Source organism: Synechococcus elongatus PCC 11801 (assembly GCF_003846445.2).
Taxonomy (GTDB): Bacteria; Cyanobacteriota; Cyanobacteriia; order Synechococcales; family Synechococcaceae; genus Synechococcus; species Synechococcus elongatus_A.
On the sequence record NZ_CP030139.2, the window covers coordinates 76,750 to 95,362 of the forward strand.

20 protein-coding genes are annotated in these 18,613 nt (G+C 57.1%); 8 read left to right on the forward strand and 12 right to left on the reverse strand.

The genetic code is table 11. From position 1 onward, the window contains the following. The first annotated feature begins 117 nt into the window (after window positions 1-117). From yidC to DOP62_RS00415, 4 genes are read left to right on the forward strand one after another with little or no spacing between them, the layout of a single operon-like run. Window positions 118-1,296 carry a membrane protein insertase YidC gene (gene yidC / locus DOP62_RS00400; protein WP_208673630.1) on the forward strand — a complete coding sequence of 393 codons (1,179 nt, stop codon included), beginning with the start codon at window positions 118-120 and terminating at the stop codon, window positions 1,294-1,296. After that, on the forward strand, window positions 1,293-1,799 hold the full coding sequence (locus DOP62_RS00405) for a Jag family protein (protein ID WP_208673631.1): 507 nt from the start codon (window positions 1,293-1,295) through the stop codon (window positions 1,797-1,799). The genes yidC and DOP62_RS00405 overlap by 4 nt, the downstream gene beginning before the upstream one ends. A 2-nt stretch (window positions 1,800-1,801) precedes the next feature. Further along, window positions 1,802-2,308, forward strand: a complete 507-nt coding sequence (locus DOP62_RS00410) for a YceD family protein (protein WP_208673633.1) — start codon at window positions 1,802-1,804, stop codon at window positions 2,306-2,308. Then, a complete protein-coding gene (locus DOP62_RS00415) occupies window positions 2,305-3,810 on the forward strand; it encodes an AAA family ATPase (protein WP_208677056.1) in 1,506 nt (501 codons plus the stop codon). The genes DOP62_RS00410 and DOP62_RS00415 overlap by 4 nt, the downstream gene beginning before the upstream one ends. Window positions 3,811-3,818: 8 nt before the next feature. On the opposite strand, the gene DOP62_RS00420 is transcribed toward DOP62_RS00415, so the two are convergent. The 5 genes from DOP62_RS00420 to DOP62_RS00440 form a co-directional block, all read right to left on the reverse strand. Further along, window positions 3,819-4,649, reverse strand: a complete 831-nt coding sequence (locus tag DOP62_RS00420) for a M48 family metallopeptidase (protein ID WP_208673638.1) — start codon at window positions 4,647-4,649, stop codon at window positions 3,819-3,821. Window positions 4,650-4,723: 74 nt separating this feature from the next. Beyond that, complete coding sequence (locus DOP62_RS00425; RefSeq protein WP_208673640.1) at window positions 4,724-5,902, reverse strand: TRC40/GET3/ArsA family transport-energizing ATPase; 1,179 nt, start codon at window positions 5,900-5,902, stop codon at window positions 4,724-4,726. Window positions 5,903-5,949: 47 nt separating this feature from the next. Further along, on the reverse strand, window positions 5,950-6,363 hold the full coding sequence (locus DOP62_RS00430) for a DUF2358 domain-containing protein (protein ID WP_370538824.1): 414 nt from the start codon (window positions 6,361-6,363) through the stop codon (window positions 5,950-5,952). Further along, complete coding sequence (locus DOP62_RS00435; protein ID WP_208673642.1) at window positions 6,363-8,213, reverse strand: chloride channel protein; 1,851 nt, start codon at window positions 8,211-8,213, stop codon at window positions 6,363-6,365. The genes DOP62_RS00430 and DOP62_RS00435 overlap by 1 nt, the downstream gene beginning before the upstream one ends. A gap of 60 nt (window positions 8,214-8,273) precedes the next feature. After that, window positions 8,274-8,828 carry a glutathione S-transferase family protein gene (locus DOP62_RS00440; RefSeq protein ID WP_208673644.1) on the reverse strand — a complete coding sequence of 185 codons (555 nt, stop codon included), beginning with the start codon at window positions 8,826-8,828 and terminating at the stop codon, window positions 8,274-8,276. A gap of 67 nt (window positions 8,829-8,895) precedes the next feature. Here DOP62_RS00440 and DOP62_RS00445 point away from each other — a divergent pair, with 67 nt between their 5' ends. Beyond that, window positions 8,896-10,065 (forward strand): aminotransferase class V-fold PLP-dependent enzyme, encoded by a 1,170-nt coding sequence (locus tag DOP62_RS00445; RefSeq protein ID WP_208673646.1) that lies wholly within the window; start codon window positions 8,896-8,898, stop codon window positions 10,063-10,065. Here DOP62_RS00445 and DOP62_RS00450 read toward each other — a convergent pair. Continuing rightward, a complete protein-coding gene (locus DOP62_RS00450; protein ID WP_208673648.1) occupies window positions 10,062-10,451 on the reverse strand; it encodes a cyclic nucleotide-binding domain-containing protein in 390 nt (129 codons plus the stop codon). The genes DOP62_RS00445 and DOP62_RS00450 overlap by 4 nt on opposite strands. A gap of 249 nt (window positions 10,452-10,700) precedes the next feature. Here DOP62_RS00450 and DOP62_RS00455 point away from each other — a divergent pair, with 249 nt between their 5' ends. Further along, entirely contained in the window at window positions 10,701-10,976 is a 276-nt protein-coding gene (locus DOP62_RS00455) for a hypothetical protein (protein ID WP_208673649.1), read from the forward strand. On the opposite strand, the gene DOP62_RS00460 is transcribed toward DOP62_RS00455, so the two are convergent. Beyond that, complete coding sequence (locus DOP62_RS00460; RefSeq protein ID WP_208673650.1) at window positions 10,973-12,307, reverse strand: metallophosphoesterase family protein; 1,335 nt, start codon at window positions 12,305-12,307, stop codon at window positions 10,973-10,975. The two genes, DOP62_RS00455 and DOP62_RS00460, sit on opposite strands and share 4 nt — an antisense overlap. Window positions 12,308-12,376: 69 nt before the next feature. After that, window positions 12,377-13,426: a tRNA (adenosine(37)-N6)-threonylcarbamoyltransferase complex transferase subunit TsaD gene (gene tsaD, locus DOP62_RS00465; protein ID WP_208673655.1), complete on the reverse strand. Its 1,050-nt coding sequence runs from the start codon at window positions 13,424-13,426 to the stop codon at window positions 12,377-12,379. A 178-nt stretch (window positions 13,427-13,604) separates the two neighbouring features. Here tsaD and DOP62_RS00470 point away from each other — a divergent pair, with 178 nt between their 5' ends. Both DOP62_RS00470 and psaJ read left to right on the forward strand, forming a co-directional pair. Next, window positions 13,605-14,084, forward strand: a complete 480-nt coding sequence (locus DOP62_RS00470) for a Photosystem I reaction center subunit III (protein WP_208677057.1) — start codon at window positions 13,605-13,607, stop codon at window positions 14,082-14,084. Between the two features lie 34 nt (window positions 14,085-14,118). Then, on the forward strand, window positions 14,119-14,244 hold the full coding sequence (psaJ, locus tag DOP62_RS00475) for a photosystem I reaction center subunit IX (protein WP_173282512.1): 126 nt from the start codon (window positions 14,119-14,121) through the stop codon (window positions 14,242-14,244). A gap of 346 nt (window positions 14,245-14,590) precedes the next feature. On the opposite strand, the gene DOP62_RS00480 is transcribed toward psaJ, so the two are convergent. The 4 genes from DOP62_RS00480 to DOP62_RS00495 form a co-directional block, all read right to left on the reverse strand. Continuing rightward, window positions 14,591-15,190, reverse strand: a complete 600-nt coding sequence (locus tag DOP62_RS00480; protein WP_208673657.1) for a hypothetical protein — start codon at window positions 15,188-15,190, stop codon at window positions 14,591-14,593. Continuing rightward, window positions 15,180-15,464 (reverse strand): hypothetical protein, encoded by a 285-nt coding sequence (locus DOP62_RS00485; protein ID WP_261789823.1) that lies wholly within the window; start codon window positions 15,462-15,464, stop codon window positions 15,180-15,182. The genes DOP62_RS00480 and DOP62_RS00485 overlap by 11 nt, the downstream gene beginning before the upstream one ends. Further along, on the reverse strand, window positions 15,421-16,935 hold the full coding sequence (crtH, locus tag DOP62_RS00490; protein WP_208673662.1) for a carotenoid isomerase: 1,515 nt from the start codon (window positions 16,933-16,935) through the stop codon (window positions 15,421-15,423). Before crtH ends, DOP62_RS00485 begins: the two co-directional genes overlap by 44 nt. A 400-nt stretch (window positions 16,936-17,335) precedes the next feature. Next, window positions 17,336-18,613, reverse strand: a complete 1,278-nt coding sequence (locus DOP62_RS00495) for an ABC transporter ATP-binding protein (protein ID WP_208673664.1) — start codon at window positions 18,611-18,613, stop codon at window positions 17,336-17,338.

Sequence of the window (18,613 nt, forward strand, 5' to 3'; positions counted from 1 at the left end):
TCGAGGGTTTTAGCGATCGAGTCGCGATCGCAGTTATCCCAATCTGACAAGGGACGCGGCAATTTCCAGTAGATTGGAAAGCGGTGTCTCCCATTTGCGTCTGACCCCGGGGCCTACATGGATTTCGGAATCGGTTTTCTTTCCAGCAACGTGATGTTGCCGATCCTAGACTTCTTCTATGGATTGGTACCCAGCTATGGTTTGGCGATTATTGCGCTGACCTTAGTGATTCGGATCGCGCTCTATCCCCTCAGTGCCGGGGCGATTCGGAATGCGCGCCGGATGCGCATTGCCAATCCTGTCATGCAGAAGCGGCAGCAGGAAATTCGGGAGCGCTATGCCAACGATCCCAGCAAGCTGCAGGAAGAAACCTCCAAGCTATTCAAGGAATTTGGCAACCCGCTAGCGGGTTGCTTCCCCTTGCTGCTGCAAATGCCGCTGCTGTTTGCGCTGTTTGCCACCCTGCGGGGCTCGCCCTTTGCGGACATCAACTACACCGTCAATCTGCAAGTCTTGCCCTCAGAGCAGATTGCCCAAGTTCAGCCCCGTGCGTTTTCGACCAAGCCCCAAAACGTCTTTGTCGCCGATGGTGTGCACTACCGGGTCGCAGCTGTTCTACCAGCGGGCACCCAGCTGGGTGTGGGCGATCGCACGACGGTAGCCTTCCAAGGCACGAACGGCGAATCGTTTGAGTCTTTGGTGGGCGATCGCGCTGCTGATTTAAAACCGACTTGGAGCGTGACCAAGGGCAGCGAACACATTCGGGTTGGCGAAGATGGCGTAGTCGAAGCCGTCTCTGCGGGTGACGCAACGCTGCAAGTCACGATTCCGGGTATTGCCGCCAACAACGGCTTCCTGTTTATCAAAGCCTTGGGCGAAGTCGGGATCCAGAGCGAAGACGGCATCAACTGGGATGTGTTGGGCCTCGTGTTGGCCTTTGGCGTCAGCCTCTACGTCAGCCAACAACTCTCCTCCCAAGGTGCTGCTCCCAATCCTCAGCAGGATCAGGTCAACAAAATTACGCCGGTGCTGTTCTCGGGCATGTTCCTGTTCTTCCCCCTGCCGGCTGGGGTGCTGATGTACATGGTGATCGCCAACATCTTCCAGACCTTGCAGACCTTCATCCTGATGCGGGAACCCCTGCCGGAAAATCTGCAGAAATTGGTGGCGGAAGGTGCAGGCGGCACGGGTGGTAGTGGTCTGAGCACAGCTTCGGCTAAAAATCAGACGATTGACACCACGGCGGAACGGTTACCTTTTGAACCCGGCGGCAATCGCAAGAAGAAAAACGGATGACCCACGAGCTCGCTCTCAACCAAGGTCAAGTCTGGCTAACCGAAACGTTGCAACGGATGGGTTGTCCGGTTGCAGTGCAGGCTGAGTTGCGTTCTGTCGCAGGTCGCACAGAGCCTGAAGGGTGGCTAGAACTCGACCCTGAGGGAGAGCTGTTGCCGGAACGGGCGGCTCTATTGACGGGCGATCGCGGCGCTGTTCTGGATGCGCTGCAGTTTCTAGCGAACTTGGCCCTGAATCAGCATCGTGAACCAGACGATCATCTCCACTTCACGATTGAGCTGGCGGGCTATCGGCAGCAACGGCGGCAGGAACTGAGTCAACTGACGGCCCAAGTGGCCGATCGCGTCCTGAGTTCTGGGGAGCCGGAGAAGCTAGAACACTATTCTTCAGCCGATCGCCGCGTTCTCCATGAACTGTTTGACGCTTATCCTCACCTGCAAGCCGTGAGTGAGGGCCGCGAACCGCATCGATCGCTGCTCATCAGCCGCCGCGCTGAGGAATAACCATGGCTCGATCGCGCTTCCGTCCCTTTCCGATTCAGCAGCTGCTTCAGCAACCCCAACAAACCCAGAGCTGGGAACTGGCCGATCCAGTTGAAGGTTTCGAGAGCCTGACGCCGGTGCAGGGTGAGTTGTCGGTTCGACATGGCTACAGCTTTCTAGAAGTCATGCTCCAGGCAGAGACGATCGTCAATCTCACCTGCGATCGCTGCCTCTGTTGCTATAACCATCGTCTGCAGGTAGAAACGCGGGAACTGATCTGGTTGCGCGATGAAACGCCTGAGTTGGCGGAATGGGAGCCGGAAGACGAGTTGGAAGAGAGTCTGCCGCCGGACGGCAGTTTTGATCCGCAGCAATGGCTCTACGAGCAGCTGTGCCTCGCATTGCCCCTGCGTAACGTCTGCGCTGAAGATTGCCCTGGCCCGCCCCAGCCTGAACCGAAGCCAGAACCCACCCTCGTCGATGAGCGGTGGTTAGCCTTAGCGAAGCTGCGCGATCGCCTCGGGGAATGAACTCTTTTCAAGCAGAACTTAGCCTTCTCTTGCGGGCGCGGTATCCCGTGCTCTACCTCGCGACCAACGAAGAGGAGCGGGCTGAAGCGGCGATCGCGGCGGTCGCTAAAAGTCAGGGCGATCGGGCAGTGTACTGCTGGGATTTTGTCGAGGGCTACCAAGGCACAGCCAACAGTGAAGGCTTTGGCAAGCGCAATCCGCTGCAAGCTTTGGAATATCTCGATCAGTTGCCGGCGACTGCTCCAGCACTGGTCATTCTGCGCGACTTCCATCGCTTCTTGGAAGATGCAGCCGTCTCGCGCAAGCTGCGCAACCTAGCGCGTCGCCTCAAGTCCCAGCCCAAAAACCTGTTGATCCTCAGCAGTCGCTTGGCGATTCCCGACGACCTAGCCGAGGTGATCACCGTCGTTGAGTTTCCGCTGCCGACGGCGGCCGAAATTCGAGTCGAGCTGCAGCGGCTGCTGCAAGCCACCGGTCAGCGCTTCTCCGAAGCAGATTTGGATGCAGTGGTTCGCAGCTGCCAAGGACTGTCGCTGGAACGGATCCGCCGTGTCATTGCCCGTGCGATCGCCAAGCATGGTGAGCTGAATAGCGAAGATTTCGACCTAATTCTGGAAGAAAAACGTCAGACCATTCGTCAGACCCAGATCCTCGATTTCATCCCTGCCCATGAGCAGATGTCGGATATCGGCGGCTTAGATCTGCTGAAGGAATGGCTGCTGCGACGGGGCGGTGCCTTTTCCGAAGCGGCACGGCGCTACGGCTTGCCCCATCCGCGCGGATTACTACTGGCGGGGATTCAGGGCACCGGCAAATCTTTGACTGCGAAAGCGATCGCCCACTATTGGCATCTGCCCTTGCTGCGCCTGGATGTAGGACGGCTATTTGCCGGTCTGGTTGGGGAATCGGAAGCCCGCACCCGTCAGATGATCCAAATTGCTGAGGCGTTGTCGCCCTGCGTGCTCTGGATCGATGAAATCGATAAAGCCTTCGCTGGCTTGGACGGTCGCGGCGACAGCGGCACCGCCAATCGCGTTTTTGGCACGGTGCTGACTTGGATGGCGGAAAAACAAAGTGCGGTCTTTGTTGTAGCGACGGCGAATAATGTCACTAGCCTGCCGCCAGAGCTGCTACGCAAGGGCCGCTTCGATGAAATCTTCTTTGTTGGGCTGCCCAATCAAGAGGAACGCCGCGCCATCTTCGAAGTGCATCTGAATCGGTTACGGCCCTCAAGTCTGCGCAACTACGACTTGGAACGATTGGCAGCTGCCACGCCAGGCTTTTCGGGTGCGGAAATTGAGCAGGCGCTGATTGAAGCCATGCACCTTGGCTTTAGCCAGAATCGCGACTTCAATACCGACGACATCATCGATGCGATCGGGCAGCTCGTTCCTTTGGCGCGCACAGCCCAGCAGCAAATTCAGCAACTGCAAGAATGGGCGGCTCTAGGTCGAGTCCGTCCGGCATCCCAAGCGATTCTGCCGCGCACCGAGGGATTCTAGGCGATCGCTTAGAGGCGAGCTAACACCTGCTGGCGATAGCTACGGTCATCCAGGCCAAAGCCCTGATTGATGCGATTGCGATCGCCATTCAGTTGAGCAGTCAAGGCGCGTGCCCGCTCCCGAGAATCAGGGTGGGTACTGAGAAAGGTCATGCCGTTGTTACCGAGGCTAGCTAGCTTATTCATCACCGAGATCAGCCCGGCTGGGGCATAACCCGCCCGTTCCATAACTCGCAGGCCGCGGGCATCCGCATCAAATTCAGCACTACGACTATTGGGACGATTCAGGGCCAGGTCGACGGCAACTTGCGTAAAGCGATCGCTATCAATCCCCAAAGCAGAAAGACCGGCTTGCTGTAGGTAACTTTGGCCCAATCGCTGGGGCAGGTGCCGTCCTTCAATATGGCCAATTTCGTGGGCGAGGACACCGGCTAATTCGGCTTCATTGCTCAGGAAACCGAGCATGCCCGTGGTGATGTAGACGTAGCCGCCCATCGTGGCAAAGGCATTGATCTCGCGGCTATCGACCACCTGGAATTGCCAAGGAAGATCGGGGCGATCGCTCTGGGCAGCGAGCCGCTGACCCACATCGTTGATGTAAGCCGCCAAGGCACGATCGCGGTTGGGGCGAAAGCGTTGACTCAGCATCTGCTGATTCATTTGCCGCCCTAGCTGCACCTCTTGATTGGGATTGAGGTTGCTAAAGTTCAGGCCTTGAAACAGCTGAATTCCACCCCGCAGCAGGTTGAGCAGGCCCGGATCAAAGGATTGAGCCTGAGCAGGCCCTGCCGTAATGGCCAAGGCCGCGATCGCAGCAGCAAACGGACGACGAACAGCCATGGGACCCCCAATCAGCACCTCAAGCTATCAATGACGCTGCCTCAGCGGCTGCCGTTCCCTTCTTAGCCGCTTTCTCAACTGGCTGCAAAGCGAATCTTGAGGTAGTCATCCTCCATGTTGGCTCCCATCGGATTGAGGGCAGCCAGAGCTTGGGGCAGCACCAGATTACGGCGGTGATTGCCAATGCGAATGTTCAGCTCATCGCCATTTTTACTGAGGTCAATCTGGCTCTTGGGAATTCCCGGCAAGTAGACCTCGAGGTTGTAGTCGCTGCCGTTTTGGACAACTCGGAGGGTGGTTTCCTTGTAGTAAACCTGTGTTGGATCTTCGTTGGCGTAGAGGGTCTCTTTCAGCCTTTCAAGGGCTTCCAGTCCACACATCTCTTCCGAGTAGAGCGGAACTTCCTTGATCGGCAGCGGCTGAAAATCGGCGTGAATTTCGTCGCGATATTGCTTTTGATTTTCTTTCCAACGCTGGAAGAACGGATCGGTAACGCTGTCAGGAATGATCCGATTGGCAATCACCAAATCGGTGCCGACGTTGTAGAGGCTGAGATAGGCGTGGGCCCGCAGCGATTCCTTGATCACCATTTTTTCGGGGTTGGTGACCAAACGCACTGAGGTCGTTCCTGGGTCGGTCAGGACTTTTTCCAGCTCGACTAGCTGTTCGTAGAACTCATAGGGGGCATCCATCACCTCTTTGGTCGGCAGGTTGAAGCCCGCCACTGGGCGAAAGAGAGGCTGAACCAGCGGCCGCAGCACTTCTGAAACGGCTTGGAAGGGTTTGTAGAGCTTGCGCATGTACCAGCCTGCCACCTCGGGCAGACTGAGCAGCCTCAGCGCAGTTCCGGTGGGAGCCGAGTCGATGATCAGGACTTCATATTCGCCTTCGTCGTAGTGGCGCTTCATCCGGACGAGGCTGAAGATTTCGTCCATGCCCGGCAGAATCGCCAGCTCCTCTGCCTCAATCCCTTCCAGTCCCCGAGCTTGCAGTACGTCGGTGATGTAGCGCTTGACCGCGCCCCAGTTGCCCTCTAGCTCCATCAGGGCATCCAGTTCGGCACCCCAAAGGTTGGGCTTGACCTCACGGGGCTCATGGCCGAGTTCCATATCGAAACTGTCGGCGAGGGAGTGGGCCGGATCCGTACTCAGAACTAAGGTCTTGTAGCCGAGTTCTGCACAGCGCAAGCCGGTGGCAGCGGCCACAGAGGTCTTGCCGACGCCGCCCTTACCGGTCATCAAAATTACACGCATGAAGTCCTTGCCCTGATGAGAATCGCTTAAAGATTCGTCAACTTATTCTATCGGGGATTTTTAGTGCGCCGTCGCGGTAATTGTTGGCGTAAAACCGCCCAGGGTGAGCAATCCCAGTAGTCGCGGTGGCTGCGAATGCTGCCCTCCGCCGTCAGTTCAAAGAGGGTGCGGCCACTGATTTGCGATCGCGGTCGCCAAGGCCAAGGACTCGTCCAACTCAGCGTCCAGCGACTTTCGAGGCCAGTCTCAGTCTGATGGATATCGTGCAAAGTGAGCTGAGGATCCAGAAACCAGCGATCGATGAAGGCAATCATTTTCTGGTAGCGATCGCGGCCTTGGAAGCGGGTCAGGGGGTCTTGAAAGAACACGTCGGGGTCGTAGACCTCAAAGCTTTGATCCTTGGGGAAGCGGGCATAGTCTTGCCGCAGTGTTTTCAGCAGATCATCCAGCGCGATCGCCATCAGGTTTTCTCCGTGAGAACGGGGGCGGTCAGTTGACGGGCTTGATGGGCCAGGAGTTGATCCTGGGCTTCCGCCAGGTTGAGGGCTTGTTGAATACTGTCGCGATCGACCCAGCCTTGGACAGCTGTGATGGCCACAGCGCTCTCATCCGTTCCACCGGCAAGCACGGGTAACTGCTGCAGACCGCGCACATCCATCCGCGCGATCGCCTCCGCGAGACTTTCGCCGCAATGCACCCAAATCAACTCTCGGCTGGCGATCGCCAAGAGCGGTTCTGTCGGTGTCGCCGAGAGACTGCGCTGTAAGTCAGGCAGTGTCACCAAGCCAAGGACGCGATCGTGGCGATCGTGAACCAAGGCGTGATAGCTGGCGGCCTCGATCAGCTGTGCGAGGGCTTGATCGGCGGGAATGTCACTGGGGAGCCAGCACTCGACGGGACGCAGCGCCACTTCTACAGGTAGCCGTAGCGGCAGATCCGGTTGCCGCTTCTGGGGCAATCCCGGCAAGTCTGAATGGGTCGCTTTCGGGCGCAGGCGATCGGCCAGCCAAGCACTCAGACCTGCCGCCGCCATCAACGGCAGCACAATCCGATAGTCCCGCGTCAGTTCAAACAGCAGCAAAATCGCAGTTAGCGGCGCACGGACACTCCCCGCCAGTACGGCAGCCATGCCCACCATGGCGTAGGCCGGTGGGGAGGCGATCGGAATCCAAGAGGTCGGAAACAGCGCCGTCAACACCCAGCCGTAGAAACTACCCAGAACTGCACCGAGGAACATTGCGGGTGCAAAGCCACCCCCCACGAAGCCACTGGCTAAACAGAGTGCCGTCAGGCCAAGCTTGCCAATCAACAAGAGCACCATCGTCAGGGGCGTCAGGCTCATGCCGCTCAGCAACCCCTCGATCGTTTCGTAGCCAACGCCCAGCACTTGGGGGAACTGCAGCGAAACAAGCCCAACAATCAACCCTGCAAGAGCGGGACGCAGCGATCGCGGGATTTGGCCCAACACCGAGCCGATCGCAGTCTCGCCCCGAAAGGCTTGCTGGAGTAGCTGCACCAATGCCATGTAGCTACTGGACACTAAGCTGGCGAGCACGCCCAATCCCAGATAGAGCGGGAGTTCTAAGGGCGATCGCACCACATAGGCTGGTAGAGAAAAGGCGGGCTGAGCGCCTAAACCCACTTGAGCAACCAGCGCTGACAACACAGCTGCAATCAAGACAGCGCTGACTGCTGCTCCGGCGAAACTGGTGCCGAGCACCACCTCAAAAGCGAAGAATACCCCCGCGATCGGGGCGTTAAAGCCAGCGGCAATCCCAGCTGCAGCACCGGCTCCAATTAGCAACAGCTGCCGCTCCCGCGACATCCGTGCCCAGCGAGCGATCGCCAGCCCTAAATTGCCGCCACTCTCCACGCTTGGCCCCTCCGGCCCCAGCGATGCGCCACTGGCAAGGGATAGCGAAGCCGCCAACAGCTTTTGGGGGGTTCGCAGTGGCTCATCGGCTCCAGTACCCCGTGCTAGACCAATCAGCCCGGTCATGCTCGGTCCAAAGCGGGGCCAGATCAGGATCAATCCACCCATCACCAGCCCACCCAGTAAGGGGATAAGGGCCAAGGTGCGATAGCCTCCCCAAGCAGACAGGGCGCTACTGAGCCAGCCAAACACCCCTTGATGGAGAGATTCATAGAGGAGGTGGAACCCCACAATCGCAGCGCCCGTGCTCAGCCCGACACCCGCCGCCAGCAGCAGCAGGTAGGACTCGGGGCTAAACAGCCGCACCAGCGGATTACTCCAGTGCGGTGCGGCAGGCGGATTGGAAATCTCAGCAGCAACAGAGGGAGGAGTCGTCATGGCTCAGCCAATCCGGGATCTTCTTCGGGTCTAGCGCAACGAACTGCTGGGTTACGTCGTCTAGCGCCGACCGATCGTGTTTTGATAAGCCGGTCGCTGCGTCAGACGACTGATGTAGCTCTGCACAGCGGGATAGGGGCTGAGGTCAAAGTCCGGGAAAAACATCGGAACATAAGCCAGATAGGAACCGACGGCGATATCCGCCGCGCCGAGGCGATCGCCCACCAAATAGTCACGCTGGCTGAGCAGGGTATTGAGGCTACCCAGGAGACGCGGCGCTTCTTTGGCGCGGTTGGCTTCGACAAACAGCCCTGGCCCCAGCGTTGCGTTGGCAAACAACACCCACTGTGCTGCGATCGCCCGATCTTGCAGGGTTTGGAGTTCACCAAACTTCTCGGCAAGGTAGAGCAGGATGGCACCAGATTCCCAAAGACTGAATTCGTCATCGACGACAGCAGGCACCTTCCCAAAGGGATTGAGGGCCAAGAAGGGCGGCTGCCGATGTTCGCCTGCAGCCAGATCAACCGCAACGGCTTCGTAGGGTTGTCCAAGTTCTTCGAGGTACCAAGCCACGAGAGATGCTCGGGTCCGCGCACCGCCGTATAGCTTCAGCATGGGTTGCATTCACGAGAGGGTCGTTTCCACTCTACGGTGAAGAAACCCGCATCCCGTTGACCTGCTGATGACCAGCGATCGCTTGCTCACCCACCGCCAGCAATTTCCCGCGCTACAGACCAAGACTTACTTTAACTACGGGGGGCAGGGACCCCTCTCAACTTCAGCGCTCACAGCGATCCAGACTGCTTTTCTGGAAGGACAACAGCTCGGACCCTTTTCCCTGGCGGCGGGTCAACGAGTCGAACAGATCAGCGATCGCCTCCGTACAGATTTGGCGGCGCTCCTTCAAACCCAGCCCGAGAACATCACCCTGACCGAAAATGTCTCAGTTGGCTGCAACATCGTGCTCTGGGGCGTCGACTGGCAAGCCGGCGATCGCCTCTTGATCACCGACTGTGAGCATCCCAGCGTCGTGGCTACTGCCCAGGCGATCGCCCAGCGCTTCGCGGTGGAGCTGGATATCTGGCCGCTACAGGCTGCGGTCGTGGCGGGTCAAGATTTAGCAGAGGCATTTGCTACGCAGCTGCAGCCACGAACGCGACTCGCTGCCATCAGCCATGTCCTCTGGAACTACGGCACGGTTCTGCCCCTAGAAGCGATCGCGGAACAAGCGCATCGACAAGACTGCCGGCTATTGGTGGATGGGGCACAATCCGTCGGGATCTTGCCGCTGGATCTGCCCGCAAGCGGGGTGGATTTCTACGCGTTTACAGGTCACAAGTGGCTCTGTGGTCCGGAGGGTGTGGGCGGACTCTACAGTCACCCTGAGGCGCGATCGCAGTTGCTACCGACTTGGCTAGGTTGGCGAGGGGTCGAGAAGAATGCCCAAGGCTGGCCAATTCGGCCTAAAAACGATGGCCGCCGCTATGAAATTGCAACCTCGGCTTATCCGCTCTATGCCGGCTTAAGTGCAGCGATCGCCCAACAAGCCGACTACGGAACTGCTGAGGAGCGTTACGACTGCGCCCGTCAGTTAGCACAGTTGCTTTGGCAGTCGTTACAGGCATTACCAAAAGTGCGCTGCCTCGCAACCACGCCGCCACAATCCGGACTTGTCTCGTTTCAGATTGATAGCCCTCAAGCTCCGTTCAAAATCGTCAGCCAGCTCGAAGCCCAAGGGCTGCAAATCCGCAGCTTGGTCGGCCCAGATTGTCTCCGAGCCTGCTGTCACTACCTGACTTTAGAAGCAGAAGTCGAGTCGCTAGTCTCAGCGATCGCCCAACTCAGCGGCTAAGCTTCGGCTCCAGCGAGCTTTGTCTGTTTGAGCGTCCGCAGCCGTCGCGAGAAGCTTCGGATCACATCCAGCGCAAAGGTTGGGGTTTCTTGGATAGCAAACAGGAAACGCCGGCGATCGAGGCGAGCGAGGCGGCAATCTTGACGGGCGATCGCAGTGGTGGCACGAAACTTCTGGGCTTGCACCAGTGCGCCTTCCCCAAAAACATCACCAGTCTTGAGAACCTCAACGGTGCGATCTCCGACCTTGAGTTCTACCTCGCCGGAGAGAATGCCATACATTTCTTCAGCAGCCTCCCCCTCCGCAAAAATCACACTACCGGCTGGGATTAACAGATCCTCAGCGTCGCGTTGTAGTGCTTTGACGGTCGATGCAGGTGCAAACATGGGCATTCCCCCTCCCCGGGTTAGCAGTGGAAAGAGCTAGAGGCTTTTCAGCATCGCGAAAAAAGGCGATCGCATAAAGACTCTTAAACGGTTCTTAACCTAAGAGATAACCTAACGCATTCGCAAAAGCTGTGATTAACGACACCGTTGGCTGCGCGATCACGATCCTCTGAATCCTTGGTCTGCTTGCAGGCGCTGGCGACTGCCCTTCAGAATGAACAGTGAACCTCTCCCCATCCGCAACTCACCATGAGCCAACCCAACCGTTTTGCCGGCGGCTTTCTCTTGGGAGCTGTCTTCGGCGGCATCCTCGGCGGCATCTTGGGGGTCACCCTCAGTCAGCGTCAGGCAGCTGACTCTGATCAGAACCTCAGTGGGGACAGTGATGATGGGACTGAGGGGCCGATGGACAATACGCGGCGGGGTCTTGAAGACAAGATTGCTCAGCTCAGCGAAGCCATTGACGATGTACAGCAACAGCTCCGCAATGTTCAGCCACTGGCAGACTTGAATGTCGATGATTAACGACTGGGCTGGCAATCGCTCGTTGCTGACTTCTCTGCCGTAGTTATTTCAACTGGAGCAGTCGTTGAGGCGATCGCGGTTTCTAGAAAGTGATAGAGATTGGCTGGCTCTTCGCCCCTTAGCAAACGGTCTTTAAGGTCTTGCAAGACGGGCGTGAGTTGATCGCAGCGATCGCGATAGGCCTGATGCTCTGCCAATTGATCCGCAAAGACGCTTGCCTCAATCACCTCGGGGGTCACCTGTTCACTCGGCAGGATGGGTGAGGCAAATTCCTGACCAGTGACGTCGTAGCGCAGGTTGAAAATTAGCGCTTCGCTCTGCTGATGAAGCTGTTGCTGCAGCGATCGCGTATCGAGATCCGAGCGCGGAAAAGCGACTGGGCCACTAATGCGCAGTTCGACAATCGCCGCTTGGGTTTGTCCGGCTGCGATCGCCTGCTCAACCGTTGCGATCGCGGCTGCTTCAAGGTCTGCGGGTGACCAATCCACACGAGTTTCAAGGCGGAGGCGCAAGACAGGCCGTTGCAGATAGTCTCGTTGCAAAGTGGCCAGCGGCTGCGGGTTTCCTGGCTTCAATTCCACTGACAGAACGCCTCGTGGAGTTTGATCTTGGCCCTCAGCGATACTATTCGCTTCCACCGAGCCAGGATTAAACACCCAATTTTCAAGCTCGTAATACTTATGAATGTGACCGAGCGCCAGATAGTTGACGCCTGCCTCGCGCAGCGGCAACAGATCCTCGTAGCGCAAGGCGCCGCTATAGCGAGCGATCTGCCCTTCCACGCCGTGGTGAAACAGCATCACCGTATGTTCAGGCCCGGGTGGTAAGGCGCGAATATCTTCAGCCAATAAGCGAATCATTTGCGGAGCGGCCGAGCCATACCAGCAAGAACCGAGGACGCGCACGCCACAGTCGAGGTCAATATAGCTGCCTGTGTATTCTTCCGGATCCCACGGTTGATAACGGTTTTCTCCCTCAGCCACACTGGCTTCAGGCTCTAGCAGGATCAGTCCGTACCAATCAGCGAGATAACGCAGCCAACTACTGCGACTGCCGTAGGGCCGGTGATCATGGTTACCCTCGATCGCAATCGCTGGGATGTTTGCTTCTTGCAGCATTTCCAGCGCCAGCATGGCCTGACTGAGAATGGCTGGCTGTACGACCTTATGTTCGAATAGGTCGCCTGCAATCACTACAAAATCCACCTTTGAAGCGATCGCATGGCGCTTTAAAGCATCCTCCAAGGCATCAAAAAAGTCTGTGGTGCGCTTGGGGTTGTTGTAGCGATCGAAGCCTAAGTGAACATCCGCAAGATGCAGAAAGCGCGCCATATCTCTGCCAGACTCCCAGCCAGCAGTCTAGCGGCGATCGCTCCTGTGCTGCTATCGAGTGATGACCTACTAGGCCGACGCTTGGTACAACTCGGCGACAGATTCCAAAGGCAAGCGCGATCGCACTGTCAGGCTCAGATCCGAGCGATCGCCAGCCGCAAGGTGAGCCGCTGCGGCACAGGCGATCATGGCAGCGTTATCAGTGCACAGAGACAGCGGCGGAAAAAGCGTTGTAATGCCGTGGTCAGTTGCCACTTTGCCGAGTTGTTCCCGCAGACCGCGATTGGCTGCGACCCCGCCACCGATCGCGATCGTGGTTAATCCTTCATCCAAAGCTGCCGCGATCGCGCGCTTGGTCAAGCTTCGGGCCACCGTAGCTTGGAAGCTGGCAGCTAAGTCCGCGATCGGTAACTCATCAGACTCCGATCGCAGGCGATCGCAGAGTCGCAACATTGCGGTTTTGAGGCCACTAAAGCTGCAGTCATAGGGATGGTAGCCCCCGCCCGGCAGCGAGATCTGCCCTTCTGGCAAACGAAACGCGGCTGGGTCGCCCGTCGCTGCCAGGCGATCGATCACTGGCCCACCCGGATAGCCCAAGCCCAGCAACCGTGCCACCTTGTCAAAGGCTTCACCCGCGGCATCATCTCGAGTCTGACCGAGGGTGCGGTACTGGCCGCAGCCATCAACCCGAATCAGGCTGGTGTGGCCACCCGAAACCAGCAGTGACAGGAAGGGCGGCTGCAGCGATGGCTCCTGCAGATAGGCCGCAAAAATATGGCCTTCGAGGTGATGAACGCCTAAAAACGGTTTGTTGTGCAACAGCGCCAGCGTCTTGGCGGCCATCGTGCCAACGAGTAAAGCTCCGACCAAACCGGGTGCAACCGTCGCCGCAATGCCATCGATCGCGGACCAATCAAGGCCTGCTTCGGAGAGGGCAAGAGCGATCGCCGGATTGACAGTTTCCAGATGTTGGCGCGCTGCCATTTCGGGTACAACGCCACCGTAACGACGGTGCAGATCAATCTGCGAACTAACAATGCTGCTGAGAATATGACGATCCTTTACGATCGCCACCGCTGTTTCATCACAACTTGTTTCAACTGCTAAAACGGTTGTCATCAACTGATACGGTTCCTGATAAAGCTTTCCCGAAGCTTCGGGATTGATTCTATTCGGAAACGAGTGCTTGGCGCTCGTCGTCGAATCTTTGGTACTGCTGGTCGGAGTTCGATCGCTCATTTCGATCGTGGCTCCCAATGCGACTGTTCTGTCGTCACTTCTCGAAGGAAGCCAGTTCATGCGTCGACTGTTTGCTGTCGTGCTCGCCGCCTGTCTGTGGCTGGGCTTTGCTCCCCAGGCTTCGGCTGATGTTGCCGGCCTGACGCCCTGTAGCGAGTCCCCCCGTTTCATCCAACGGGCTGAAGCCGCTGCAACTCCCCAGGCGAAAGCCCGCTTCGAAAACTATTCGCAAGCCCTTTGCGGTGCGGATGGTCTGCCCCACCTGATTGTGGATGGCCGTCTGGATCATGCTGGTGATTTCATCATCCCCAGTTTGCTGTTCCTCTACATTGCTGGCTGGATCGGCTGGGTGGGTCGTTCCTACCTGCAAGCGATTAAGTCTGACAAAGATGCTGCGGGCAAGGAAATCGTGATCGATGTGCCCTTGGCTGTGAAGTTTTCCTTGACTGGTTTTGCTTGGCCCTTGGCAGCGCTCCAAGAGTTCAGCAGCGGTAAGCTACTCGCGAAAGCAGACGAAATCACCGTCTCGCCCCGCTAAGATTCCTGTCGTTTTACGGAGCTGATTCCTGGCCATGGATGGACTGAAACGCTATCTCTCTTCTGCCCCGATTCTCGCAACCATTTGGTTTGCGATTACCGCCGGTATCTTGATCGAATTCAACCGCTTCTTCCCTGATTTGCTCTTCCATCCTCTCTAGGAAAGCATCAGAGATTAAGTGAGAGTTGATAACCGGGCTGAGTCTATGACTTAGCTCGGTTTTTGCTATGGAAAATCTGCGATCGCTCTAATTCAGCAGCACTGGTAAATGACTGTTGAAGCGGTTCCAGCCAATCCTTGATCGGCGTTAGATGTGATGGACATCCTGTTACGATCGCGGCTTTTCAAAATAAATGAGGGAAGCAATGCCTCCCTCTTCCACTTCCTCGCTGTTCGGCTTAGAGCCTATCTGGAGCTTTTAGACGGCTGGCTTGCGCCAAGGTTCCCGAAGTTTCCAAAAAAATTTGAGCCATTTTTGAGAGCTGCCATCTCCCTCCGATCGCCCGTCAGCCCAACTGTGCTGAGGCTGAGAGGGAACTGGCGATCACGTCAGCAAAATCAGGCATCGCGACCCAAACTACCCAAGCATCAATCAGTAACAGCAGCAGCGTCAGTACCAACAGGATCAAGTACATCCAAGGCTGAGAGAGAGGTCGAACATCGCGCATATCAATCGTGGTTCGCGCTTGCAGAATTCGAGTTAGCTCCGCAAAGCCAGCGATCCGCATTGGCAGGAGATAGCCCTGACCTTGGCGATCGATGAGGTAATAGACCAGTCCGCCTTGCCCCGTCGATCGCGGTTGAATACGGGCGATCGCATCCCACGGCAGTTGCCACTGTCGCCGCAGAAACCAACGGCACCAAGCCGGATAGCGAACTTGAATTCCCTCGGGGCTGATTTCCACTTGCTCACTTAGCGCGGCATAGACCAAGACGAACCCGATCGCCAGACCAACTTTTAGCAATTGCGGTGAAATAGGTGCAGCCGTGACTTCTGCCAGACTGGCCAAGGGACTGGTCAAGGCGAGATAGAGCAGAAGCAGGGTGACGCGAATCAGGGGTGAAATGCGATAAATGCGCTGCTCTGGCAAGGCATCAGTCGTCATGCGGTTTCCCTCCTCCAAAGACTTCCGCTTCGCGCCCAACCCACCATTCGCCTAAATCCATCAGGGCTTGGTGTAATTCTGCGATCGCGGCTTCGTAGGCTGCAGGTTCCATGCGATCGCGATTGTCTTGCAGCTTTTTCAGACGCAACTGCAACAACAACCAAGGTTTGCTGACTCCCTCAGTTGCACTGATGTAGCGTCCTAGCGCATCACTGTCTAAATCCATCGCCTTAGACCAAACCCAAGTCAGCGGCGACACGGTGGCCGCAGGCATAGCCCGAGAAAGCCACAGCGTTTAGTCCTTGACCTGGGAAGGTGCTATCTCCAACGCAGTAAAGACCGGGAATTGCAGTGCGATTGAAGGGCATCCCCAGCAGACCGGCCAACTTACGGCGCGGAATCGGTCCGTAGGTGCCGTTTTGCCGACCCAAAAAGCGGCGATGGGTGCGGGGCGTACCCACTTCTTGATAGTCGATCGCGCCACTGAGTCCGGGGAAGATCGCTTCCAAGCGCTGAATCAGTTGTGCGGCCGCTGCTGCCTTGCGATCGCGATATTCACTAGGACTGAGGTTGTCCCATTCACCCAGCCAGCTGGGCGTGAAGGTATGGATGATATGGCGATCAGGCGGTGCGAGGGATGGGTCGAGCAGGGTTGGGATCGAGACAAAGATCGTGCCTTGCTCTGCTTCTAATTCCTCCCAGTTCTCCAGCAGGATGTGGTGGCATTCCGTACCGGCTGGCAGCAGATCAGCTTTCACCCCGAGATGAAGACTGAGGAAACTGGGCGATTGCCGATAGCGTTGTTGCCAGCGCTGTTCCTTAGCGGGCTCTTGTTGTGGCGGCAGCAGTTCGCCGAAAGTATTCCAACGGGTGGCATTGGAGACAATCCGCTTGGCGTAGAGTTTTTCACCATCCGCTAATTCCACGCCGATCGCTCGTCCGTTCTCGATCAAAATGCGGGTGACACGGGATTTGTAGCGAATCGCGCCGCCCTTGGCTTCCAGACCTTCCACCAGTTTTTCGGCAATGCGACCGACACCACCCTTGGGATAGTTGATACCGCCGTAGTGGCGATCGCTGAAGACCATACCGGCATTGATCATCGGCGTCATCGTCGCGGGCACCACCGACCAGCAGTAGCACTCCATATCGATGAACTTCAGCAGCTCTGGGTTTTGAATGTAGCGCCGCGCAATATCGCCGACATTCTGGGGCAGATATTTGACCAAGCCCAAGCAGGCCAGTGGATGCTGCAGGAAGACATTGAACAGATACTTTGGTTCTTCCAGCGAGAGCAGCGGCATGGCATTCAAGCAGTTGAAGACCTGCCAGCACTCGTCGTAAAAACGGCGAATCCCCTCCGCCTCTTCAGGGAACTGGGCGATCAGTTCTTTCAGGAATGCCTCGTAGTCACGATGGACCTTGAGGTCGAGATTGTTGGGTAGGTGGTAGTGAATTTGGACGGGATCGGGCACGGTCTCGATCGTCTGCCCCACATCTGCCAAGGCGCGAGTCAGCAAATTCGTCGTGCCGCGATCGCCAAAACCAAAAATCATCGAGGCGCCAACATCAAAGCGATAGCCGTGCCGCTCGAATGACCCCGCACTGCCGCCCGGAATCAAATAGCGCTCTAGCACCAAAACCTTTGCCCCTTTGGCTGCGAGCTGGGTTGCCGTCACAAGTCCGCCAATGCCCGAGCCAATCACGATGGCATCGTAGGCGGGGGCAGCGATCGCAGCAGTCATAGCGGGTGTCAAACAGGTTCGACTTCTGAGTGTAGCCCGCTCAGCCGTGGGCCCTTCGCAGAAAAAAGGGCGACCCACCGCCGCCCCAAATGCCGATCCCGTTTGGCTGAGTGCCAAAGAGGAGAAGAGAACACGTCGCTCACTACTCTACAGCTGAACATTATTTAATGCAACTATTTCTCAATAAACTCAGGGCGAGTGGGTAGGTCGCTCTGGCTGCGCCGGCGGTTCAGAACGAGTGAGCAGATAGGCCTAAGTGAGATGTGAGAAAACGCGATCGCAGGAGCATCCGCAGCCTGTAGTCAGCGATCGCCTGTGAGTGATAGCAATAGGCTACTGCAAATTAGTTGTGTTAGTTGCAATGGTGCAAGTTGAGCCGTGGTCTGCGTAGTGGGGTGTCTCAGCTGGTTGGATCGATCGTTAGGAAGGAGCGAGAGGGAGTTGTGTCAGATTGCCAGATAACTTCAGCGCCAAGGTCGATCACCCCCTCGCAGAAGCGATCGTTGACCACTTCAAAAACGAGGGCTTCATCAATCCAGTCGTAGACTTCGCAATCCTCACTGGTGATGGCGATGCTGATTGTGTATACCCCGGCATTCAGTTGATTGCGCCAGTGAAAGCTCAATTCAGGGCAACTGCCTGCGGCCAAAGCCTTGGGGCGTTTCTCCAGCTGCAGGTTGTTGGTGCCATAGATCACAACCCCGTAGAGATTGCGGATCGACAAGCCAATGAGTGCGTCTGGTAAATCTTGGTGAATTTGCAGCTGGAAGGCCAGCGTGAGGTCGCCACCTTGGATGACCTTGCCAGCTTGCAATCCGGATCCGCTGAGCCAAGCGCGGGTGATAGTGGCACGCCCATTGCCATGGCGGTTGGGGTGATAGGCCTGAAGTGTGTAGCAGAGACCTGCTTGCTGGGTCTCTTTCGCGAGGGGGCGATAGTCATCGCGATCTTCTAAACCGAGCAACTGGTTGTAATGATTGAGCACCCAATTCGGGTTGCCTTGCTCCAGAATCCGTCCGCATTCCAGCAGAACCGCTTCATCGCAGAGCATGCGCACGGCATTGGCATCATGGGAGACAAAAAGAATGGTGGTTCCTTTCTCCTTGAGTTCACGAATCCGCTTCATGCAGCGGGCCTGAAAACGAGCATCGCCGACTGCTAAAGCCTCATCGACAATCAGTAACTCAGGGTCGAGGTGAGCCACAACCGAGAAAGCCAGCCGCACCATCATGCCGCTGGAGTAGGTCTTGACTGGCTGGTCCAAAAAGTCGCCAATTTCTGCGAAAGCCACAATCTCAGCAAAGCGATCGCGAATTTCCTGGGGGGTTAGACCCAAGAGCTGCCCATTGAAGAAAACATTCTGGCGACCGGTGAATTCTGGATTGAAGCCGCTACCAAGCTCCAGGAGGGCGGCCACTCGGCCTCGCACTTGCACACGACCACGACTGGGCGTGAGGGTGCCTGCCACGATTTGCAGTAGGGTACTTTTGCCAGCGCCGTTACGTCCGACAAGGCCGACGGTTCGACCGGGTGCCACTTGTAGACTGACATCCTCGAGGGCTTGAAAGGTCTGCACCCGTGATTTGCGAGGAAAGAGCAGCTCCCAGAGGCGATCGCGAGGGTGAGCATAGCGTTGGAAGCACTTACTCACGGCTTCCAATTCCAGCACAGGATCCAT

What these genes read in the sequence shown, in the direction of transcription:
- DOP62_RS00425 (WP_208673640.1), bottom strand. Translation starts at nt 5,902, where the DNA reads ATGCGTGTAATTTTGATGACCGGTAAGGGCGGCGTCGGCAAGACCTCT.
- DOP62_RS00435 (WP_208673642.1), bottom strand. Translation starts at nt 8,213, where the DNA reads ATGACGACTCCTCCCTCTGTTGCTGCTGAGATTTCCAATCCGCCTGCC.
- DOP62_RS00405 (WP_208673631.1), top strand. Translation starts at nt 1,293, where the DNA reads ATGACCCACGAGCTCGCTCTCAACCAAGGTCAAGTCTGGCTAACCGAA.
- DOP62_RS00455 (WP_208673649.1), top strand. Translation starts at nt 10,701, where the DNA reads ATGAGCCAACCCAACCGTTTTGCCGGCGGCTTTCTCTTGGGAGCTGTC.
- DOP62_RS00420 (WP_208673638.1), bottom strand. Translation starts at nt 4,649, where the DNA reads ATGGCTGTTCGTCGTCCGTTTGCTGCTGCGATCGCGGCCTTGGCCATT.
- DOP62_RS00495 (WP_208673664.1), bottom strand. Translation starts at nt 18,613, where the DNA reads ATGGATCCTGTGCTGGAATTGGAAGCCGTGAGTAAGTGCTTCCAACGC.
- DOP62_RS00415 (WP_208677056.1), top strand. Translation starts at nt 2,305, where the DNA reads ATGAACTCTTTTCAAGCAGAACTTAGCCTTCTCTTGCGGGCGCGGTAT.
- tsaD (WP_208673655.1), bottom strand. Translation starts at nt 13,426, where the DNA reads ATGACAACCGTTTTAGCAGTTGAAACAAGTTGTGATGAAACAGCGGTG.
- DOP62_RS00440 (WP_208673644.1), bottom strand. Translation starts at nt 8,828, where the DNA reads ATGCTGAAGCTATACGGCGGTGCGCGGACCCGAGCATCTCTCGTGGCT.
- DOP62_RS00445 (WP_208673646.1), top strand. Translation starts at nt 8,896, where the DNA reads ATGACCAGCGATCGCTTGCTCACCCACCGCCAGCAATTTCCCGCGCTA.
- DOP62_RS00430 (WP_370538824.1), bottom strand. Translation starts at nt 6,363, where the DNA reads ATGGCGATCGCGCTGGATGATCTGCTGAAAACACTGCGGCAAGACTAT.
- DOP62_RS00470 (WP_208677057.1), top strand. Translation starts at nt 13,605, where the DNA reads ATGCGTCGACTGTTTGCTGTCGTGCTCGCCGCCTGTCTGTGGCTGGGC.
- DOP62_RS00410 (WP_208673633.1), top strand. Translation starts at nt 1,802, where the DNA reads ATGGCTCGATCGCGCTTCCGTCCCTTTCCGATTCAGCAGCTGCTTCAG.
- DOP62_RS00450 (WP_208673648.1), bottom strand. Translation starts at nt 10,451, where the DNA reads ATGTTTGCACCTGCATCGACCGTCAAAGCACTACAACGCGACGCTGAG.
- DOP62_RS00480 (WP_208673657.1), bottom strand. Translation starts at nt 15,190, where the DNA reads ATGACGACTGATGCCTTGCCAGAGCAGCGCATTTATCGCATTTCACCC.
- yidC (WP_208673630.1), top strand. Translation starts at nt 118, where the DNA reads ATGGATTTCGGAATCGGTTTTCTTTCCAGCAACGTGATGTTGCCGATC.
- psaJ (WP_173282512.1), top strand. Translation starts at nt 14,119, where the DNA reads ATGGATGGACTGAAACGCTATCTCTCTTCTGCCCCGATTCTCGCAACC.
- crtH (WP_208673662.1), bottom strand. Translation starts at nt 16,935, where the DNA reads ATGACTGCTGCGATCGCTGCCCCCGCCTACGATGCCATCGTGATTGGC.
- DOP62_RS00460 (WP_208673650.1), bottom strand. Translation starts at nt 12,307, where the DNA reads ATGGCGCGCTTTCTGCATCTTGCGGATGTTCACTTAGGCTTCGATCGC.
- DOP62_RS00485 (WP_261789823.1), bottom strand. Translation starts at nt 15,464, where the DNA reads ATGCCTGCGGCCACCGTGTCGCCGCTGACTTGGGTTTGGTCTAAGGCG.